This window comes from Catellatospora coxensis, assembly GCF_016862635.1.
Classification (GTDB): Bacteria; Actinomycetota; Actinomycetes; order Mycobacteriales; family Micromonosporaceae; genus Catellatospora; species Catellatospora coxensis.
The window spans coordinates 1-17,892 of record NZ_BONI01000104.1 but is presented as its reverse complement, the minus strand read 5'-3'; the positions used below and the strand labels follow the sequence as shown (position 1 = coordinate 17,892).

Here is a 17,892-nt window from a genome sequence, read left to right as displayed (position 1 = left end):
CAGTCGGGTGGCCTGAACCTGAGTGGGACTTGAACTTGCGTCCCCGGCTCCGGAGGGACCGCGCCCGATCGCCTCAGAGATGGCACCGACAAGGACGAACGTTGAGACCTCGGTCAGCGATCTTTCGGATGTTATAGGAACCATTCTTGCGGCTTGGAGTGTGCCTCATGGCGGACGTGTGCGTTATAGCACCGAACTGAACGACATAGTCGTTGATGGCCGCCCCCGATCCGTTCGAGGCAAAGGAATGCGCGCTATTCTGCATGGTGCGTTCACGACGGGCTTGGCGCAGTATTGCTTCGATCGTAATCTTGAACATCCGGGATTCGTCATACTCGATTCCCCTTTGATCACCTACCGGGGCCCTGATCCGGAGGTGATCGTAGGGCAGGAGGATGACGAGTTGATGACTGTCACAGTGGGCCAAGCGCTGTTCCGTCATCTCAACGAGCATTTCGACGGACAGGCCATCGTCATCGAGAATACGGATCCTCCGTCAGGTCTGGACGGAGCTGTCACGATTAAGTTCACAAAGGTACTAGACTCCGGCCGCTACGGATTCTTCCCAGTTCATGAGCGGTCGTAACCAAAGGCGGCCGGAGGGCTGCCCGAAGCCGTTAACTTGACACTCCTACTTTGCCGGACGCCGTACCGAACACGTAGACGCCGTCGATGGGAGCGACGTCGGATAGTTCCTGTTTACCGAGAAGGTGGCCCCAGCTACTGTCGACGGCAACGAGAGCGACGAATCGTCGGCGTCATTGCCATTCCACTAGCCCGAACGTCGCGCCGGTGAGCTTGAGGGCGACGCCGGCGGCGGTGTAGGGCACGGTGTTGTTTGGGAGCATGTCGAGCGGGAACCATTCGATCTTCGCGCATTTGTGAGGCTCGGCGTTGACCGGTTCACCGTGGCGGGTCGGGTCGTGCTCGACGGTGAAGAACAGTCCGAGGCGGCGCTGGCCTTCGGGGTTGCGGGCCTGCACGGTGGCTACGTGCTGCAACTCCTCTGCCGTTAGCCTGATGCCGATCTCCTCATGCGCCTCCCGCACGATAGCGTCCAGGATGCTTTCGCCTTCTTCGAGCTTGCCGCTGGGCACGTTGTACCTGCCGTCGCAGTAGCCGGTGCCTTCTCGGAGGGCCAGCAGGACGCGATCCGCATGGGTGAGGATGAGCATGGCGTCGACGATGCTGGTGTACGGCACCGGCAGACTTTAGCTGGTCATGGCCCCGAGCATGGGACTGACGCGCTGGGTGATCCAGGCAACCCGCGCTTCGACGGACATGCCTCGCGGCAGATCGTGCAGCTTCGCACCGGATTGGGTGCAGGCGTCGTGGACGGCTATCGCGGTGGCGTCCTGAAGATGGGTGACCTTGGCACGGAAGGGGTCGTTGGGCTGTTCGTACTTGTCGGGGCAGAAGAACACCGCGTCATAGACCGGTGACCATGCCCGGCAGAAGCCCCGCATAGCGGCGAGCACGTTGGCCTCCATGCTCCCGGGCTCGGTGTTGAGGACCAGGCCGGCGTATGCGAGCACGTTCATGACGGTCTTGTCGCAAATCAGCAGTTGGTGGTGGCGGGCGGCGCGTAGCTGGGTGGACAGCTGCGCTCCGAACAGGTCTACCTCGAAGGCGAGGTCGAAGTCACCGCGGCCGTAGATGACGACCTCTTCGGAGAACGGGCTGGTCCGGGCGGGTTCGCCAGTGCAGGCGACGTTGACGCCTTGGGCGCGATAGTGAGCGGTGAGGGCGTGGACGAGTGTGGTCTTTCCGCAGGCATGGGTGCCTTCGATGGCGATGACGATGCATCCGCGCACCGGCATGAGGGGCTCCTAGAGTAGGCGTTGGAAGGCGGGATCTTGGGTCCAGGTGAAGGTTTCGCCGAGGCCCTTGACCAGCAGACGGTTGACGTTGAGGCTGCCGGTCCAGTGCCCGCGCCGGGCAGCGCGAAGCGCGACGAGAGCAGCCGAGAGGCTGTGGCGCAGGTTGAGGACGCTGATGCGTTCGCGGGCCTGCGCGTCGGCGCTGGTGAGCCAGTCGCGGTGTAGGGCCGTCATGGACTTGCGGGCCAGTTCGGGTTGTGTGACATCGAGGGAGAGCTCCGTGCACACGTCGACGAGGCGGCGCGACGTGCCCTCGAGGATCGCGCCCGCGTCGTAGCGGGTGTCGATGATCTTCTTGTCGGTTCGGCGTTGCCGCCATGCCCGCCGCGCGGCGGCGATGGCGTCGAGTGGAGTGGCGGAGTTGGCGTCGAGTACGGCGAGGTCGCTGGAGAGCTGGTGTCCGATGATCAGGTCGGCGTCGGTGATGGCCCGGTGCAGGTCGGTGGCCGCCAGCGCCACCAAGTCGCCGGTCTCAGCATCGTTCTCGACGTAGGCGCTGGTGAACGTCCAGTCGATCGCGGCCAGGTCGAGGGGGCCTTTGCGGCGTGGGAGCTGGAGCCAGGCAACCGAGTAGCAGAACGCTCTATTCCCATTCTTGATCTTGTAGTTCTTTGACCACTCAACATCGACGGATGCCACGAGCATGGTCTCGTCGCCGGGCTGAGGCAACTGACCCGGCCCGCCTGCAGTGCTCTTGATGATCATCGAGATTCTCCTGGTGGCGAGTCCGCCGTCGATGCGACGGCGGACTCGACGCTAGCGGTGGCGGTTAGGCGGCCAAAGCGTGACGCGCCTCGGCGTCGAACATGTCCCAGGCGGCGTTGGCGACGGCGGCGGTGACGCGAAAGGTGTCCGCCCACGTCATGCGGTCTGCGTGGACCGCAGCCATGAGCCCGATCGCCAGGCAGCGCTGTAGCCCCTGCTGGGCGACCTGGGTGATCTCCGCGGGAGTCGCCGGGACCGACACCGGGTGCGAGGCGAGCGGCACGTCCAGCGGCGGGGGCAGGCCGTCGAGGTCGAAGCCGGTGTCGACCATGGTCGCCAGGCCGCGACCTTTGACGGAGCGGTCGGCCCATGCCTCCCGGACGCCGGCCACCCCGGGCAGCCTCCGATGGCTCGTCTGATCGAGCCGGTCCAGGTCGTCTTCGAGGATGTGGCCCGCCAGGATTGTGGCGTGTCGCCGTGCGCCGACGAGGCAGCGATCGAACGCGCTCACCTGGTCGGCTACTCCTGCCGTCGACTCCACGACGCTCGTGCGGAACCCGATCGCCAGGCTGCTTTCGTCCACCTGGAGGGTCTGGGCGGGCTTGACCCGCAGGTAGACCACGCTGGTGCAGACCGGCACTGGCCCGCTTGCGGACTCGGCCCACTCGACGGCGACCGAGGCGAGCATCTTGCTCGGCTTGCCGAAGGGTCGGAACTCGGCTCCGAACGGGCCGTCGGGCCAGTTGAGGTTGTTGTAGTCACGCATCGGGCGCTCCGGCCTCGACGGTCTTGATGCTGGCGCCGAGGTACTTGGCGAAGTGGTTGCGCTTGAACCGGTAGCGCTTCCAGATCTCGGTGATCGGCTCCTCAAGCACGTTGCCCAGCGGTTCGAGCAGGTCCTTGCCGTCGTAGACGGGCCAGGCGCTGGCGTTGCCGTTCACCTCGATCAGGATCATGTGGCCCTCGGTGTGCTCGTTCCACACCGTCATCCGCAGCGCGGGCCGCCACTGGTGCTCGGTGCGCAGCTCCGACAGCCGGGCGAAGGTCTGCTGCGCCTCGGCCTCGGTGATGAACTCGTGCTCGGCCAGGTCCAGGGCATTGCCCTTGCGCAGCGGGAGGATCATCTTGACCTTGCCCGCGCCGAGCACGTCGGCGATCTGGCAGGTGAACGGCAGCGCCGAGAGCGTTGAGCGGTAAACCACGGCCGACAGCGACAGCGGCAGCCCGTGCTCGGCAAAGGCGCGGACGCCTGCCATGACCTGGTCGTAGTCGCCGCGTACGCGGTTGGTGGTGGCGCGGGGTCCTTCGAGGCCGACGTTGACGTAGGCGATCTTCCCGGCCATGTTCCTGGCGTGCTCCAGGCCACGGGTTGCGTTGGTGGGGATGCCCAGGATGTACTCGTGGTACATGTCAACGATGTCGCCGAAGTCCCTGCGCATCAGCGGTTCTCCGCCGGACAGGAACACGCGGCTGGTGCCGGCGAGGTTGGCTCGGATCGTGTCGAGCTGCGCGAGGGTCGGGTCGGGAAGTTGCAGCGTCTCCGAGCAGAACGAGCAGTCGAAGTTGCAGCGCTTGGTGACTTGAAGGATCACCGACAGCGGCGTGGTCGCCGCCGTGACCAGATCATCCAGCGAGGCGTTCTTCGCCATGCTGAAGTGGTGCCCGCGGCCGAACGAGATTGGCCCCTCCGGCGCTGGTGCATGGCGTGGCGGGAGTACTGGGATTCCGAGGTTTGTACTCATTTTCATCCTCCTGGTAAATGCCGGGCTTGGGTCAAGCCCGGTCTGCAGCCCGGACACGCCAGGATCGGGCTGGGAAACATGAGCGCGGCCTGGCCTCCGCGAGGGTGGGGTACCTGGCTACGCAGCGGTCCCGCACGCGCCCGTGGCGCATGATCTGGACCTCGGTGCCGGGCGCTGGACGCCGTTGCGCAGGGGTAGCGCCGATGGCCTCGCCCGCCGGAAGTTCGGGAGCGCCTGTGCTGGGGCCGTAGTTGTGGGTTCGGTGAACCGCGCGGTGCGCAGCTCCGCGCTGTTCACCGCCCGGCCGCCCGGGGGTGCGCCGGGCGGCCGGAGCTATGAAGTTCATCAGCGGGTCCGGAACGCGGAGAACGGTACGGCGTTGCCGAAGTCGCCGCGTGCGCCGATCAGCTCCAGCGGGCGGCGGCGGGGTAGCTGCCGGTTGTGGCCGAACAGCGCCGCGTGTGCGGTGGCGCGCTGTGGGCACGGCTCCAGTTCTCCGCACGACAGGCACCGCCCGCCGACGTCGGAGCGAAGGTGCTCGGCGATGACTCGATGGGCGGCGGCCGGACCCAGGAGTGCCGCGGCCGGCACCGTTGCTCGGATCGCGCTCATGGTTGTTCCTCCACTGCCGCGCCTACGGTGGTCCACCGTCTGGTGATCTCTTCTATCGTCGAGCGGCCCTCGCTGGTGAGCCGCAGCGTCAGGCTGCGCTGGTGCGGAACCGCCTCGACTAGCCGGTCGCCCAGCAACAGGTAGAGGGTGGTGCGGACCGCCTCTACCGACACGTCCGGAATCTCCTCGGCCAACTGGCTGACTCGCCAGTCACGCGCCGGATGGGCAAGCAGCGCCCGGTAGATCTGCTCACGAGGCTCGCTGTACGCGGCCAGAATCGACGTATGCGGCGTCCTCACGGCTGACCGCCTGCCGCATCGCGCGCGGTCACCCTCAGCGCCCACCTCGCCTGTGTACACGGGTAGACCGCAAAGGTGCAGGTGAACTCCAAACACCCGGCGCACAACCCGTCCGAGGCGGAGCGGTGCACCAGCAGAATCCGCCGAGCATCAGCTCCAGCATCCGCGCCGGGCTTGTCGCTCTCGATCATCATGACCATGGCCCCGTCCTCACATCCAAGCCTTCGATCTGCTCGGCGCTCCAGCCCGCATCCGCGAGGACATCGAACGCCCAGCTGTAGGCGGCGCAGGGAAAGCGCTGATGGCAGTTGAGGCACAGGTCGCCTTCGGGCCACTCGATCGGGCAGTGCACCCGCGCGATCTGCTTCGCGCTGGCCAGGCGTGAGACGACCCGTTCCGGTGAGCGCTCCAACCTCCATCACCTCCCCCGCGTCGTTGGAGCACCCGACCGGACGGAGGCTTCTGTCACGCCCGGCCGGGGCAGCTCGCGAAATGACTCACCGTGCTCACCACGGCACTATCGATGATCAATGCGCATGGGCTCAGGCGGTAGTGAGAGCAGCCGGCACCATGGGTGCGGCGACGCCGCACTGTCGCGACAATGATCAATGTTTCACGCTACGGTGATGGCACGTCTGACGGCCCTGGCCCACAGTGGAGCGGCGAGAATGACCGATGGCAGGCCCCATCCGGCCGCGTGTGCATTGAGCCTGCGCGCCCAGATGATCTATGCCTCCGGCGTGACCGAGCCTGTGCCCGTCGAGATGCTGACCGACATCGCGGCGCAGATCATCGAGCACTGCGGGCACCAGCCGCTGAAGGCGTTCCGGCTCGCTCACAACTGGACCGTCGCGCACGCCGTGAGCGAGGTCCACGCCCTGTGCGAGCGCGAAGGACTCGGACGGCGAGGACTTCACGAACGCTCGTGGAAGGAGTGGGAGGCTGGCGGCAACACCGGCCATGACTACCGCGACCTGCTCTGCCGACTGTTCCAGACCGGACCTGTCCAACTCGGCTTCGCCCACGACTACACCCCGCGGGCCTCCAGCGCCCCGCACCCGACGTATGTGGATAAGGTGGTGTCCTCCAGCGAACCTTGGAGTGACATGCACCGGCGGACGTTCTTCAAGGCACCGGCCTTGGCTGCTTTCGCCAGCTCTCCCGATCTTGACAGCGTGTTCCGATCCATCTCCCCAGCGCGGCGATCCGGAGCCGTCGACCCCGCTCGTGTGCACGACCTGGCGCTCGTATCCTCCGCCTACCGGCGCAGCTACCAGGACATGCCAGCCGGGGAGTTGCTCGACGCCGCGCTGGCGCATCTTCGCCTCACCTACGCTCTTGATCCCCGCTTCCAGCCGGAGCCCACCCGGACGGCGCTGCTCACCGTCATCGGTGAGATGGCGGCCTTGATCGGAGCGCTCTACCTACTCGACCGCGGCGACCAGGCCAACGGATGGCGCTACGTCGACCTCGCCTGGGAGGCCGCGAAGGCCGCAGACAGCGCCGAGCTTCAAACGATCATCCTCGGCGGGCGTTCGTTCGGCGTCGCCCACTACGCGGGCGACCACCGCACCGGCCTGGAGCTTGCGGCCTACGCCTGCGAGGTAGCCGATGGCGGGGCCAGCAACGAGACCCGCGGATGGGCCGCCGCCGTCGCCTCCGAGCGTGCGGCGTCCATCGGTGACCTGTCCGAGTGCCACCGCAGGCTCAGCGCCTCCAGGGCCGCCCTAGCCGGCGCACCAAGCGAGACCGTCCCGCTGGGCATCGGGATCTTCAACGCCGACAAGCTGAACGCCTACGAGGGAGGAGACATGGTCCGGCTCGGAAGGTACCGCGACGCCGAACCCGTCCTCGACGCCGCCATCAGCCGCCTCGACCCCGCCCTGCAACGACACCGCTGTACCGCGCTGATCGACCGTGCCGAGGCGCGGCTCGGTGCCGACGAGGTCGACGGAGCCTGCAGCGACGGGCAGGCCGCCCTGGAGTTGGTCGCGCAGGTTCAGCACTCCGGCAATCTCAAACGCCTGCGCGCCCTGGCCACCAGAGCCAGAGACACAGGTTCGCAGGCTGGTAGAGACCTGTGGCGCAATGTCATCACCGCAACGGCAGACACGAAAGGCGCCCTGTCTTGAAGGCACTCGTACTCGACTTCGGCGGCGTGCTCACCAACGACTTCTGGGAGGTCCTGCGCGGCTTCGCCCGCCGTGAAGGACTGGACGAGAACGCCCTTGTCGACCTGGTGACGAAGGACGCCGAAGGGGTCGGCCTGCTGCGCAACCTGGAACGAGGCAGCATCGGTCAGGCGGAGTTCGAGCGCGAGATGTCGGTGCGGCTCGGCGTGCCCGCCGACGGCCTGCTCGCCCGAATGGCAGCCGACCTGCGACCGGACGACGAGATGCTCTCGGCCGTGGCAGAGCTTCGCGCGGCCGGCGTCAAGGTCGGAATCCTGTCCAACTCCTGGGGCAGCGACTACTTCGACCCCTACGCCCCTTGGAACCTCGAAGAGCGTGCCGACGTCGTGATCATCTCGGATCAGGTTCGCCTGCGCAAACCCGATCCAGAGATCTTCGACCTCGTACTCGACAAACTCGGTGTCCCGGCCGCAGAGTGCTTGTTCATCGACGATATTGCGGCGTATCTGGAGCCTGCGAGAGCAAAGGGCATGGCGGTGTGGCATCACGCCGACAGCGCTGCCACAGTCGCCGAGCTTCGCCGCACCTTCATGTCGACGTCCCCAAGCTAGCGGCTCTCACCGGGCATGAACGACGGCGGGTGTCACCGAGTTCCGGTGGTGCCCGCCGTCGTCGTGCTTCTGTGCGCCGTCGGCTAGCAAGCTCCGTGACCACGGCGACGATTTCTGACGCACCGACACACTCGGCACGTGCGGCTGAGGCCGCGTGTCAGGTGCGGCGGGATGTGAAGCCGATCACCCAGAGTCCAGATTCGCTGCTTCAGCGCATACCCGATGCGGTACTGCCCGGTGGACACCCCGGGGCCGCCGCCGAACCGGTCGTACGCCGAGGCCACGCCGTCTATCCCGGTGCTGTTCTGGGTGAAGATCTGGTCGTTGACGGTCAGCAGCCGCAGCACCGAGCCGTAGAGCACGTTCACCGCGCCCGAGCCGGCCAGGCCGCCCTCGGCCTCGCCGGGCGCGGCGGCGGCCAGGTCGGCGCGGCCGTTGCCGTCGAAGTCGCCGGTGCCCAGCGCGTACCCGAGGCTGTCCCCGGCCTCCAGCGCGCCCTCGACGCCGAGCGTGCCCTGGCTGACGACCTGGCTGGTGAGCAGGGACAGCCCGAGCCCGCTGCCGAACGCCACCGCCACCGCACCGGCGGCGACGTTGCCCGCCACGGTCGCCCGGGGGATGCCGATCGCCAGCTCGTCGTGGCCGGAGCCGTTGAAGTCGCCGCAGGCGGTGTCCGAGCCGAACGCGTCGCCCGCCTCGGCGACCCCGTCCACGCCCGCGCTGTCCTGGTGGAACAGCTGGTTGCCGGTCGCGGTCACGCCCCCGGCCGAGCCGTACAGGATGTTGACCGCACCGGCGCTGTCCAGCGTGCCGACGCTCTCCCCGGGCACGCCGACCGCCAGGTCGGACCGGCCGTCGCCGTTGAAGTCGCAGGCGGGGCCCGCGATGCCGGTGGCCGTCGCGGCCCCGGGCGCGCCGAGCACCGCCCCGGCCAGGACCAGGGCGACGGCGGCTGCGCGCAGCGCTCTCATCGTCGTTCGTTGCATGCGGATCTCAGAACCCCATCTCGTCGTCGGGGGTGGCGCCCGTACGGTAGCCAGCACCGACAGACGCATCCGACATCCATCGCGTGTCCCTGATGTCGGAAATAGGACGAGATAGCGAAAGGGCTTCAGTCCGGCGTACGGTCGCCCAGCCCGGCCAGCCGGGTCAGCGCGGCGAAGCCGTCGTCGGTGCCCGGCCAGTGCCGGCGGACCGCGTCCAGCCCCGCGCGGCGCACCGTCGAGCGCAGCACCAGCGCGACGATGATCGCGTCGTCGGCGTAGCCGATGATCGGCAGGAAGTCCGGGATCAGGTCGAACGGGATCGCCAGGTATGCCATCAGCAGCGCCAGCCGGACGCGCACGCCTCGGGGCAGGGTGCGGTCGGCGGCCAGCCGGCGCAGCAGCCGCAGCAGGTCCGGCAGCAGCCGCACCGCCTCGCCCAGCAGCGGGCCCTTGGGCCGCACCAGCAGCAGGCCGACGACCAGCGCCAGCCACGACGCGAGCAGCCCGACCCCGACGCCGATCAGCAGGTTCCGCAACGCGGACCCGCTCAGTGTCCGACGAGGTCGGAGTCGACCGCCGCCCGTTCACCCTGGTCGAGGCCCGAGATCCGGTCCAGCTCCGGCTCGCTCAGCGTGAAGTCGAAGACGGCCAGGTTGTCGCGCATCCGCTGCGGATCGGCCGACTTCGGCACCGCGGTCAGGCCGAGCTGGAGGTGCCAGCGCAGCACGACCTGCGCCGGGCTGCGGCCGTGCGCGGCCGCGATCTCGCCGATCACCGGATCGGCCAGCAGCTCCCGGCCCTGGCCGAGCGGGCTCCACGACTGGGTGACGATGCCGTGCTCGGCGTGGTAGGCCCGCGGCAGCTTGCGGGCGATACGCGGGCTGAGCTGCACCTGGTTCACGTCGGGCAGCACCCCGGTCTCGGCGCGCAGGCGCTCCAGGTGCGCGGGCTTGAAGTTCGACACGCCCACCGCGCGCAGCCGCCCCTCCTCCAGCAGCGCGACCATGCCCTTCCAGGCGTCGACGTAGCGGTCCTGCCCGGGGTTCGGCCAGTGGATCAGCAGCAGGTCGACGTAGTCGACGCCGAGCCGTCCGGCGGACGCGTCGAACGCCCGGCGCACCAGGTCGCGGCCATGCCAGCGGGCGTTGAACTTGGTGGTGACGAACAGGTCCTCGCGGGGGAGGCCGGTGTCGCGCATGCCCTGGCCGACGCCGCGCTCGTTGCCGTAGTTCTCCGCCGTGTCGAACAGCCGGTAACCCGCCTCGACGGCCTGCACCACGCACCGCGCGGCCTGGGCGTCGTCCATCGGCCAGGTGCCCAGCCCGATGCGCGGCATCACCGCGCCGTGGCTGAGCTTCACCGTCGTCTCGTTGCTCATACCGCCATCCTCGCGCTCTCGGGCCGCGCCGTCACGTCTCACCGCGCCCGGCAGTGGTCAGCTCAGAGCGTTCTTCGCCGCGGCGCAGGCGGAGGAGGTGATGGGGCGCTTGCCGCGGATGCGCGAGACGAGCGCGACGTTGTCCTCGTAGAGGTGCATCGAGTGGATGCGGCCGGCCGACACGCTCAGGTGGATGGCGACCGGCGTGGACAGCCGGCGGCCGGTCGGCTTGATCACGTGGATGAAGTGCCCGAGCACCACCGCGTCAGCCCCGTCGACCAGCACCTTGTCCGCCTCGACCGTGCTCTGGCCGAGTTCGAACCGCGGCATGGTGATCCGGAGGAAGTCCGCGGCCAGCCCGCGGCTGGCCATCCACGGCGCCGCCTCGGTCGCGGCCACGTAGCACTCGACCTCTTCGGCGAACATCGCCGCGATGTGGTCCGCGTCGCCGCCCGCCAGCCTGGCCAGATACTCGTCGACGACCTCGCGGGTGCCGGGCGCCACGGGCGCCGCCGGACGGCGCGGTGGGGCGATCCCGGGCGACCGGCCGATGGCAAGGCCGGTCCATGGCGCGGACGCCACAGCCTGATCCTGGATCAACATGGGCGGAACGCTACCTGCGCGGCGACCCGGATCCCCAGCTTGCGGGTTATCGGGTAGATCACCTGGTAGGCGTGGAATGAGACGGACGGTCCGCGCGGTTTGAGGGTCACCGGCTCGGATCAAAAGGACAAAGGACTAAAACAGACCAAAACAGTTAATATGGTATCGCCCGCCGAGTTGCCGGCACGTCGGCAGCTGCCGAAATCGCGTTGACCCGGGCTCCGGACCAGCCCCACCATCGGCTCATGCTGATCGATCACTTCCCGCCAGCCGGGCTGCGGTTGCGCACCCCTCGACTGGAGCTGCGCCTGCCCGGCACGGAGGAGCTGGCCGCGCTGGCCGACGTCGCCGCCGAGGGCGTGCACGACCCCGCGTACATGCCGTTCCGGATCCGGTGGACCGAGCTGCCGCCGGCCGAGCGGGCCCGGTCCGTCGTGCTGCACCACTGGAGCCTGCTCGGCCAGTGGACGCCGCACGCGTGGAAGCTCCCGCTCACGGTCTTCCGCGACGGCGCGCCGGTCGGCGTGCAGCTGCTCAAGGCGAGCGACCTCGCGGTCACCACCGAGTGCTCGACCGCGAGCTGGCTGGGCCGGCGGCATCAGCGGCAGGGCATCGGCTCCGAGATGCGGGCCGCCGTCGCCCACCTGGCCTTCACCCATCTGGGCGCGACGGAGCTGGTCTCGTCGGCGTTCACCGACAACGCCGCGTCGCTCGGGGTGTCGGCCAAGCTCGGGTACGCCGACGACGGCATCGAGCGGCACGAGGACCGGGGCCGCCTGCGGGTGATCCGCCGCCTGCGGCTGACCAGGCAGGCCTGGCTGGAGCGCGAGCGCCCCGAGGTGACCGTCGACGGCGTGACGCCGTGCCTGGAGCTGATGGGACTGGGCCTTCCGGCCGCCTCCGATCACGACCGTCCACATCCCGGCGCCTGATGTCTTCATAGGTTGCATATGTTTGTTGGACGTATATGCTCCCGGCATGGCTGATGTACCCATGGGGGAACCCGCCTTCCTGATCCTCACGGCGCTGGCGGCCGAGCCCAAACACGGCTATGCCGTGATCGAGGACGTGCTCGACATCTCCGGCGGGCAGGTCCGCCTGCACACCGGCACCCTCTACTCCGTACTGGACCGCCTGCGCGAGGGCGGCCTGATCGCCGTCGACCGCGAGGAGGTCGTCGCGTCCCGGCTGCGGCGCTACTACCGGCTCACCGGGGTCGGGCAGGAGCGCCTGGCCGCCGAGTCGGCGCGCCTGCGCCGCAACGCCGACGCGGCGACCGCCAGGCTGTCCGGCTTCGCCCTGCGCCCGGGGACGGGGGCGGCGTGAGCGAGCCTGACACGACGCTGGAACGCCGCTACGAGCGCCTGCTCGCCCTGTTCCCGCCCGCGCACCGGCAGAAGTACGAGGACGAGATGATCGGCGTGCTCATGGCCGGGTCGAAGCCGCAGCAGCGCTTCCCCGGCCTGCGCGAGACGGCGAACCTGGTGCGCTGCGCGGTCTGGATGCGGCTGGGCGGGCGCGGCGCGGGCGCCGCCGACGGGCGCTGGGCCCCGGCCGCCGCAGCTTTCGGGCTGGTCGCCACGTTCATGATGTTCACCTTCTACGCGGGCGTCGTGAGTGCGTGGACGGCCGCGGCGTGGCGCTTCGACAACCCCCTCCGGCTGCTGCCGTCGTTCTGGGTTCCGCTGCTCGGGTGGACCGTGGCCGTCGTGTTCGCGTACACCGGATGGCGGGTCCTCGCGGCCACCGGGGCTTGGGCTGCGGCGCTGTGCGGGCTCGGGCTGGCGGTGCGGGACTACCCACGCTGGCCGACCACCCTGGTCGACTTCTGGTGGATGCTGGTGCTCGGCGTCAGCGCCGCGCTGGCGCTCACCGCGCGCGGGCGGACCCGCCCGTGGGCGGGCCTCGGGGTTCGCCGGACCGTCGTGGTGTCACTCGCGTTCGCGCTGCTGGCGCTGCTGCCCGTCGTCGAGGTGCTGCTCGCCGTGGTCACGCCCGACGGCAGCACCGGGGCGTTCGGCGGCTACAACACGTCCGGCGGTTTCGGCGGGTATTACGTCAGCGGCATCATCTCCGAGGTGTCGGGGCTGGTGCTCGTGCTGCTCATCCTGGCCTGCCTGCTCAGCACCGCCGGGCCGGTGCGCCGTCGGCTGCTGGCCATGGCCGCGCCCGCGCTGACGTTGTGGCTGCTGGTGCCGCCCCTGTTCAACGGGTTCATCATGTCGTCGCAGCAGTTCGACCCGCCCGTGCTGCTCGAACCGCTGCAGTGGGCTTTCCTCGTCGGGCTGCCGGTGCTGCTGTTCCTCGGCGGGGCGGGGCTGGTGGAGCGCGGCGAGCGGCACGCGTACCTGATCGGGCTCGGCCGGGCCGCCGAGCGCGAGGCCCTGCTCAAGCGGGCCGAGTCGTCCTGACCCGACGGCGGCGGGCAGCACCCCGGGGGCGCTGCCCGTCCCTGGCTACGTGCTGTTCACGGTTGGGAAGGGCGCCTTCCACAACGCTCCGCGTTGTGGAAGGCGCCCTTCCTTTCATCAGGTGGGTGAGCAGGTGAGGGTGGGAGCGCCGTTGGCGCTTCCGGTATAGCTGCCGAGGAAGCCGAAGGTGGTGCTGGCTCCCGCGGACAGCGCGCTGTTGTGCGCGACGCTCTTGGCCGTGGCGGTGGATCCACTCGTGGTGACCGTCGCGTTCCAGGCGTTGGTGATCTGCTGGCCGTTGGTCCAAGTCACCGTGACCGTCCACTTGGTGATCGCGGACGAGCCCGCGGTCACCTTGACCTCACCCTGGAAGCCGCCGGGCCACTGCCCGGTCAGCGCGTACGTCGCCGAGCAGCCGCCGGGCGGCGGCGGGGACGACGAGGGCGAGACCGACGGGCTCGGCGACGGCGGGCGGCTCGGCGACGGGGACACCGACGGCGAGGGCGGAGCCGACGGCGAGGCCGACTGGCTCGGCGTGACGCCGCCGAAGGTCACGTCACTGCAGAAGTAGTACGACTGGTCCAGGTGACTGGCCTGCCAGATGGTGTAGACGATGTGCCGGCCGGTGCGGCCGTTGGCGCTGCCGCCGACCTGGATCGACACGCCGCCCGCGCTCTCCGGGGTCCACTGCGAGGCGGGGGTGTTGCCGATCTGGCCGACCAGTTCCAGGTTGCCCCAGCCCAGCGGTTGCGTGATCGGGTTGTACCCCTGCTTGGTCACGTACACCCGGATGTAGTCCGCGCCGTGGCTGGCCTGGTCGTACAGCTTGACGCTGAAGTTGTTCGAGATGGACTGCGCCTTCCAGTCGCCGACCGTGTCCATCGCGTTGTAGCGGCCGCTCTGGGTGCGGCCGGCGCTGCACAGCTGGCCGTCCGGGATGGCGCCCTGGTGGTTGCCGGCGACACCCTCCCGGAACAGTCCGTTCCAGTTCCACATGGCCTGCGGGTCGGCCTGCCAGGCCTGCCAGCACATGGGGTCCTGGGTGGCCATCGCCGGGTTCTGGAAATCGCTGCCCCAGCGCTGCCAGCACCCGTAGTTGCGCGAGGCCGGGCTGACGATGTTGCCGTGCGCGTCGGCGATCTTCGCCAGCGCCGTGGTGAGCAGCAGGACCGAGGCGACGGCCACGATCAGCGCGGAGATTGCGGCCCGCCGCCGAGCGGCGAGTGTGGTGGACATGGGAGCTCCTTCGTACGGAGTTGCCATGCACGCGCCGGGCAGGGAACGAGGGAGCCCGGGGCCGTCGCACCGCCCGCGAACGCACGCATGGTCGGACTTCGACTTCAGCCGCGGAAGGCTGCCCCACTTCCGCGCTGCTACGTGGCTCCCGTAGCGGTCGAGTCAGACCTTACGCATTACCTTGAATATGTCAATTTATCACTCTGCGTGCATGCCGTTCCGTCCCGTGGTGACCGGCGCGCCGCCACCCCGGCAGAGCGGCGGTTCAGCGGAATTCATCGCCTGAGGACTATGCTCCACCCGCTCGGACGCAGACAGGAGAAGCGCCATGATCACTCAGCGCACGGCCGGCGACGCACCGGCGGAGCAGCCCCCGCAACGCCGCCCCTGGCTCATCCTGTCCGTACTGTGCCTGGGCTTTTTCATGATCCTGCTGGACACCACGATCGTGAACATCGCGATCCCGGACCTCATCGACGACCTCGGCGCGACGCTGAACCAGATCCTGTGGATCCTCAACGCCTACATCCTCGTGTACGCCGTCCTGCTGATCACCGCGGGCAGGCTCGGCGACATCCACGGCCCCAAGCGGCTGTTCATGATCGGCCTCGCGCTGTTCACCGTCGCCTCGATCGCGTGCGGGTTCGCCCAGGACCCGGCTCAGCTGGTCGTGTTCCGCATCCTGCAGGGACTCGGCGGGGCGCTGCTCACCCCGCAGACGCTCGCCGTCATCACCACCATCTTCCCCGCCGAACGACGCGGGGCCGCGTTCGGCGTCTGGGGCGGCGTGGCCGGGCTGGCCACGGTCACCGGGCCGACCCTGGGCGGCTGGCTGGTCTCCGAGTGGGGCTGGCGGTGGATCTTCTTCGTCAACGTGCCGGTCGGCGTGATCGCCCTGGCCATGGCCGCGGTCATCATGCCCGACCTGCGCTTCAACCGCCGCCACCGGCTCGACCTGCCCGGCACCGCGCTGGTCACCGCAGGCCTGTTCCTGATCTGCTACGGCCTCATCGAGGGCCAGTCGCACGACTGGGGACGGGTGTGGGGCCCGATCACCGTACCGATGGTCATCGTGGCCGGGCTGCTGGTCCTGGCCGCGTTCGTCTGGCAGTCGCACGCCCGGCGCGACCGGGAGCCGCTGATCCCGCTGCGGCTGTTCGCCGACCGCAACTTCTCCGTGATGAACGCCGTGGTCGCCGCGGTCTCCTTCGGCATGCTCGGGCTGTTCCTGCCACTGACCATCTACCTGCAGTCCGTGCTCGGGCTCACCGCCCTGCAGGCCGGGCTCACCACCGCGCCCATGTCACTGATCTCCATGTTCGTCGCGCCAGTCGCGGGCCGCCTCGCCGACCGCCACGGCAAGTACGTCCTGCTCACGGGCATGGCCCTGTGGACGGCGGGCCTCACCTGGGTCGTGCTGGCCGCACAGGCCGGCTCCGACCGCGGCGACCTGCTGCCGGGCCTGCTCGTCGCGGGCCTCGGCCTCGGCGGCGTCTTCGCCCCGCTGCAGACCATCGCGATGCGCGACATCGAGCCGCGCCTGGCCGGCGCCGCCTCCGGCGTCTTCAACACCACCCGCCAGCTCGGCGCGGTCATCGGCGCGGCGGCGGTCGGCGCGCTGCTGCAGGCCCGGCTCGCCGTAGACCTGGCCGCGCAGGCCCGGACCAGCGCCGCCGCGCTGCCCGAGGGGTTCCGGGAGCGCTTCGTCGCCGCGTTCGACGAGGCGGGATCACGCGGTATGGAGGTCGGCGCGGGCCAGAGCGGCGCGCACCTGCCCGCGGGCGCGCCGCCCGAGATCGCGCAGCTCGCGCTGACCACGTTCCACGAGGGCTTCACGGCGGCGATGAAGTCGACGATGACGCTGCCGCTGATTGTGCTGGCCGTCGCGGCGCTGTCCGTGCTGCTGGTCCGCCGGCGCAAGGCGTCCGCCGCCCTCCCCGTCGAGCAGCGCGCGGGCGGCGGTGCCGGAAGCACCGAGGAGCTGGGCGTGGGCGTACAGGGCTGACGGGCCGGCCGGCGCGACGCTCGGACTGAGCCATCGCGGGCTGCTCGGCGGCGGGCAGCCGCTCAGCGGGCCGAGTTGCGGGGGTGGTTGCGCGCGGCGCGCTCGTTGCCGCGCCGGTAGTTGCCGGTCCAGCGGGCCATGACCTCCTGAGGGTCACCGGCCCGCACTTCGTCCAGGAAGCGCCGGCCGCGCTCGCCGCGCAGCAGGGTCACGACGGCACGGTGATGCGACACGGCGACGGTTCCGTCGGCGCGTACGGCGTAGTCGAATCCATGAGGGGCGGGCACGCGCCCGATCCTGCCACCGCTCCACCCCGCCCGCACCTGCATAATCCGCAGCCCCGCGCCGGTGGCACGAAAGGAAGGGCACCTTCACAACGCTATGCGTTGTAGAAGGTGCCCTTCCCATCGCTTTGTCAGGCGGCCTCGACGGCGGCGCGGACGTCGGCGGCGGGGGCGGGAGTGCCGTTCTCGTCGTCGAAGGTGCCGTACGGGGTGCCGTAGGCGGGGGTGCCGGGCTGGTACTTGCGGCCGGCGGACAGCGGGCCGGCGTCGACGGCGTCGTAGCCGATCGCGTCGAGGAACGCCGTGACGGCGGCCTTGGCGGCGGGGTCGTCGGAGGCGATGGGCAGGGCGGAGCGGTCGGGCGAGCCGGCCGGGCGGGCCAGCGAGCCCAGGTGCTTGTAGAAGATGTTGTTGAACACCTTCACCACGTGCGCGCCGGCCAGGTGGCGCTGCAGCAGCTCGCTGCTGGTGGCACTGCCGTCGTCGAGCACCTCGATCTGCCCGTCGCGCTCGGGGTAGTAGTTGTTGGTGTCCATCACGACCTTGCCGGCCAGCGGCTCCGGCGGCACGCTGTCGTAGGCGTGCAGCGGCACGCTGACCAGCACCAGGTCACCCGCGGCGGCGGCCTGGGCGACGGTGCCCGCGCGGGCCCGCGGACCCAGCTCGGCGGCGAGGCCGGCCAGCGTCTCCGGGCCCCGCGAATTGCTCAGCACCACGTCGTACCCGGCGGCCACGGCCAGCCGGGCCACGGTGCCGCCGATGTACCCGCTGCCGATGCACCCGATCGTCGTCATCGCCCACTGCCTTCCGCCGTCACCCGGCATGATCGCCGGCACCACGGTGGTCAACGGCGCACCGCCGCCGACGGTTCCGGGCGAATCGGGTGGACCGCACGAGCACCGCGCTCGTAGGGTCGCGGCATGATCAGCGTGCGCGAGGCGACGGGGCAGGAGACCGAGCAGTGGCGGGCCGGGTGGGTGCCGCGGCTGCGGGAGCGATACGCCCGCC

22 protein-coding genes are annotated in these 17,892 nt (G+C 69.6%); 7 read left to right on the top strand and 15 right to left on the bottom strand.

Translation table 11 applies throughout. From position 1 onward, the window contains the following. Positions 1 to 178 precede the first annotated feature (178 nt). Entirely contained in the window at positions 179 to 586 is a 408-nt protein-coding gene (locus tag Cco03nite_RS37820; protein ID WP_203698844.1) for a hypothetical protein, read from the top strand. A gap of 172 nt (positions 587 to 758) precedes the next feature. Here Cco03nite_RS37820 and Cco03nite_RS37815 read toward each other — a convergent pair whose 3' ends face one another. From Cco03nite_RS37815 to Cco03nite_RS37780, 8 genes are all read right to left on the bottom strand, one after another. Then, positions 759 to 1,202 (bottom strand): NUDIX domain-containing protein, encoded by a 444-nt coding sequence (locus Cco03nite_RS37815; RefSeq protein WP_203698843.1) that lies wholly within the window; start codon positions 1,200 to 1,202, stop codon positions 759 to 761. 9 nt (positions 1,203 to 1,211) lie between these two features. Continuing rightward, positions 1,212 to 1,820 carry an ATP/GTP-binding protein gene (locus tag Cco03nite_RS37810; RefSeq protein WP_203698842.1) on the bottom strand — a complete coding sequence of 203 codons (609 nt, stop codon included), beginning with the start codon at positions 1,818 to 1,820 and terminating at the stop codon, positions 1,212 to 1,214. Positions 1,821 to 1,829: 9 nt separating this feature from the next. Continuing rightward, the gene (locus tag Cco03nite_RS37805) at positions 1,830 to 2,585 is read right to left on the bottom strand and encodes a hypothetical protein (RefSeq protein ID WP_203698841.1); all 756 of its coding nucleotides are present in this window, start codon (positions 2,583 to 2,585) and stop codon (positions 1,830 to 1,832) included. Between the two features lie 64 nt (positions 2,586 to 2,649). Beyond that, the gene (locus Cco03nite_RS37800) at positions 2,650 to 3,351 is read right to left on the bottom strand and encodes a hypothetical protein (RefSeq protein WP_203698840.1); all 702 of its coding nucleotides are present in this window, start codon (positions 3,349 to 3,351) and stop codon (positions 2,650 to 2,652) included. Beyond that, a complete protein-coding gene (locus Cco03nite_RS37795; protein ID WP_203698839.1) occupies positions 3,344 to 4,234 on the bottom strand; it encodes a radical SAM protein in 891 nt (296 codons plus the stop codon). The genes Cco03nite_RS37800 and Cco03nite_RS37795 overlap by 8 nt, the downstream gene beginning before the upstream one ends. 438 nt (positions 4,235 to 4,672) lie before the next feature. Continuing rightward, positions 4,673 to 4,939 (bottom strand): hypothetical protein, encoded by a 267-nt coding sequence (locus Cco03nite_RS37790; protein WP_203698838.1) that lies wholly within the window; start codon positions 4,937 to 4,939, stop codon positions 4,673 to 4,675. Continuing rightward, positions 4,936 to 5,238: a hypothetical protein gene (locus tag Cco03nite_RS37785; RefSeq protein ID WP_203698837.1), complete on the bottom strand. Its 303-nt coding sequence runs from the start codon at positions 5,236 to 5,238 to the stop codon at positions 4,936 to 4,938. Before Cco03nite_RS37785 ends, Cco03nite_RS37790 begins: the two co-directional genes overlap by 4 nt. Positions 5,239 to 5,428: 190 nt before the next feature. Further along, entirely contained in the window at positions 5,429 to 5,650 is a 222-nt protein-coding gene (locus Cco03nite_RS37780) for a hypothetical protein (protein WP_203698836.1), read from the bottom strand. 214 nt (positions 5,651 to 5,864) lie between these two features. On the opposite strand from Cco03nite_RS37780, the gene Cco03nite_RS37775 reads away from it, so the two are divergent. Then, positions 5,865 to 7,370: an NsdA family TPR-like regulatory protein gene (locus Cco03nite_RS37775; protein ID WP_203698835.1), complete on the top strand. Its 1,506-nt coding sequence runs from the start codon at positions 5,865 to 5,867 to the stop codon at positions 7,368 to 7,370. Continuing rightward, complete coding sequence (locus Cco03nite_RS37770) at positions 7,367 to 7,981, top strand: HAD family hydrolase (protein WP_203698834.1); 615 nt, start codon at positions 7,367 to 7,369, stop codon at positions 7,979 to 7,981. The genes Cco03nite_RS37775 and Cco03nite_RS37770 overlap by 4 nt, the downstream gene beginning before the upstream one ends. Before the next feature lie 83 nt (positions 7,982 to 8,064). Here Cco03nite_RS37770 and Cco03nite_RS37765 read toward each other — a convergent pair whose 3' ends face one another. From Cco03nite_RS37765 to Cco03nite_RS37750, 4 genes are all read right to left on the bottom strand, one after another. Beyond that, positions 8,065 to 8,952 carry an FG-GAP repeat protein gene (locus Cco03nite_RS37765; RefSeq protein WP_203698833.1) on the bottom strand — a complete coding sequence of 296 codons (888 nt, stop codon included), beginning with the start codon at positions 8,950 to 8,952 and terminating at the stop codon, positions 8,065 to 8,067. Between the two features lie 140 nt (positions 8,953 to 9,092). Next, positions 9,093 to 9,503, bottom strand: coding sequence for a YkvA family protein (locus Cco03nite_RS37760; protein ID WP_203698832.1), 411 nt, complete (start codon positions 9,501 to 9,503; stop codon positions 9,093 to 9,095). Positions 9,504 to 9,514: 11 nt separating this feature from the next. Beyond that, complete coding sequence (locus tag Cco03nite_RS37755; protein WP_203698831.1) at positions 9,515 to 10,345, bottom strand: aldo/keto reductase; 831 nt, start codon at positions 10,343 to 10,345, stop codon at positions 9,515 to 9,517. A gap of 57 nt (positions 10,346 to 10,402) precedes the next feature. Beyond that, positions 10,403 to 10,948: a nuclear transport factor 2 family protein gene (locus Cco03nite_RS37750; RefSeq protein WP_203698830.1), complete on the bottom strand. Its 546-nt coding sequence runs from the start codon at positions 10,946 to 10,948 to the stop codon at positions 10,403 to 10,405. Positions 10,949 to 11,193: 245 nt separating this feature from the next. Here Cco03nite_RS37750 and Cco03nite_RS37745 point away from each other — a divergent pair, with 245 nt between their 5' ends. The 3 genes from Cco03nite_RS37745 to Cco03nite_RS37735 are packed head-to-tail and all read left to right on the top strand — an operon-like array spanning position 11,194 to position 13,359. Continuing rightward, positions 11,194 to 11,880 carry a GNAT family N-acetyltransferase gene (locus tag Cco03nite_RS37745; protein WP_203698829.1) on the top strand — a complete coding sequence of 229 codons (687 nt, stop codon included), beginning with the start codon at positions 11,194 to 11,196 and terminating at the stop codon, positions 11,878 to 11,880. A 46-nt stretch (positions 11,881 to 11,926) separates the two neighbouring features. Continuing rightward, entirely contained in the window at positions 11,927 to 12,274 is a 348-nt protein-coding gene (locus Cco03nite_RS37740) for a PadR family transcriptional regulator (RefSeq protein WP_203698828.1), read from the top strand. Further along, positions 12,271 to 13,359, top strand: a complete 1,089-nt coding sequence (locus Cco03nite_RS37735; RefSeq protein ID WP_203698827.1) for a hypothetical protein — start codon at positions 12,271 to 12,273, stop codon at positions 13,357 to 13,359. Before Cco03nite_RS37740 ends, Cco03nite_RS37735 begins: the two co-directional genes overlap by 4 nt. Positions 13,360 to 13,476: 117 nt before the next feature. On the opposite strand, the gene Cco03nite_RS37730 is transcribed toward Cco03nite_RS37735, so the two are convergent. Beyond that, complete coding sequence (locus tag Cco03nite_RS37730) at positions 13,477 to 14,595, bottom strand: lytic polysaccharide monooxygenase auxiliary activity family 9 protein (protein WP_203698826.1); 1,119 nt, start codon at positions 14,593 to 14,595, stop codon at positions 13,477 to 13,479. A gap of 328 nt (positions 14,596 to 14,923) precedes the next feature. Between Cco03nite_RS37730 and Cco03nite_RS37725 the strand changes: the two genes are divergently transcribed. Continuing rightward, positions 14,924 to 16,600 carry a DHA2 family efflux MFS transporter permease subunit gene (locus Cco03nite_RS37725; RefSeq protein WP_203698825.1) on the top strand — a complete coding sequence of 559 codons (1,677 nt, stop codon included), beginning with the start codon at positions 14,924 to 14,926 and terminating at the stop codon, positions 16,598 to 16,600. A 62-nt stretch (positions 16,601 to 16,662) separates the two neighbouring features. Here the strand turns inward: Cco03nite_RS37725 and Cco03nite_RS37720 are convergent, their stop codons facing one another. Both Cco03nite_RS37720 and Cco03nite_RS37715 read right to left on the bottom strand, forming a co-directional pair. Beyond that, the gene (locus Cco03nite_RS37720) at positions 16,663 to 16,887 is read right to left on the bottom strand and encodes a hypothetical protein (protein ID WP_239167979.1); all 225 of its coding nucleotides are present in this window, start codon (positions 16,885 to 16,887) and stop codon (positions 16,663 to 16,665) included. 128 nt (positions 16,888 to 17,015) lie between these two features. Next, positions 17,016 to 17,678 (bottom strand): NADPH-dependent F420 reductase, encoded by a 663-nt coding sequence (locus tag Cco03nite_RS37715; RefSeq protein ID WP_203698853.1) that lies wholly within the window; start codon positions 17,676 to 17,678, stop codon positions 17,016 to 17,018. Positions 17,679 to 17,892: the final 214 nt, after the last annotated feature.

Bases quoted from the DNA above. Each gene is read 5' to 3' on its own strand.
- Cco03nite_RS37810 (WP_203698842.1), bottom strand. From the start codon at position 1,820: ATGCCGGTGCGCGGATGCATCGTCATCGCCATCGAAGGCACCCATGCC.
- Cco03nite_RS37805 (WP_203698841.1), bottom strand. From the start codon at position 2,585: ATGATCATCAAGAGCACTGCAGGCGGGCCGGGTCAGTTGCCTCAGCCC.
- Cco03nite_RS37800 (WP_203698840.1), bottom strand. From the start codon at position 3,351: ATGCGTGACTACAACAACCTCAACTGGCCCGACGGCCCGTTCGGAGCC.
- Cco03nite_RS37795 (WP_203698839.1), bottom strand. From the start codon at position 4,234: ATGGCGAAGAACGCCTCGCTGGATGATCTGGTCACGGCGGCGACCACG.
- Cco03nite_RS37790 (WP_203698838.1), bottom strand. From the start codon at position 4,939: ATGAGCGCGATCCGAGCAACGGTGCCGGCCGCGGCACTCCTGGGTCCG.
- Cco03nite_RS37775 (WP_203698835.1), top strand. From the start codon at position 5,865: ATGGCACGTCTGACGGCCCTGGCCCACAGTGGAGCGGCGAGAATGACC.
- Cco03nite_RS37765 (WP_203698833.1), bottom strand. From the start codon at position 8,952: ATGAGAGCGCTGCGCGCAGCCGCCGTCGCCCTGGTCCTGGCCGGGGCG.
- Cco03nite_RS37755 (WP_203698831.1), bottom strand. From the start codon at position 10,345: ATGAGCAACGAGACGACGGTGAAGCTCAGCCACGGCGCGGTGATGCCG.
- Cco03nite_RS37750 (WP_203698830.1), bottom strand. From the start codon at position 10,948: ATGTTGATCCAGGATCAGGCTGTGGCGTCCGCGCCATGGACCGGCCTT.
- Cco03nite_RS37745 (WP_203698829.1), top strand. From the start codon at position 11,194: ATGCTGATCGATCACTTCCCGCCAGCCGGGCTGCGGTTGCGCACCCCT.
- Cco03nite_RS37740 (WP_203698828.1), top strand. From the start codon at position 11,927: ATGGCTGATGTACCCATGGGGGAACCCGCCTTCCTGATCCTCACGGCG.
- Cco03nite_RS37730 (WP_203698826.1), bottom strand. From the start codon at position 14,595: ATGTCCACCACACTCGCCGCTCGGCGGCGGGCCGCAATCTCCGCGCTG.
- Cco03nite_RS37725 (WP_203698825.1), top strand. From the start codon at position 14,924: ATGATCACTCAGCGCACGGCCGGCGACGCACCGGCGGAGCAGCCCCCG.
- Cco03nite_RS37715 (WP_203698853.1), bottom strand. From the start codon at position 17,678: ATGACGACGATCGGGTGCATCGGCAGCGGGTACATCGGCGGCACCGTG.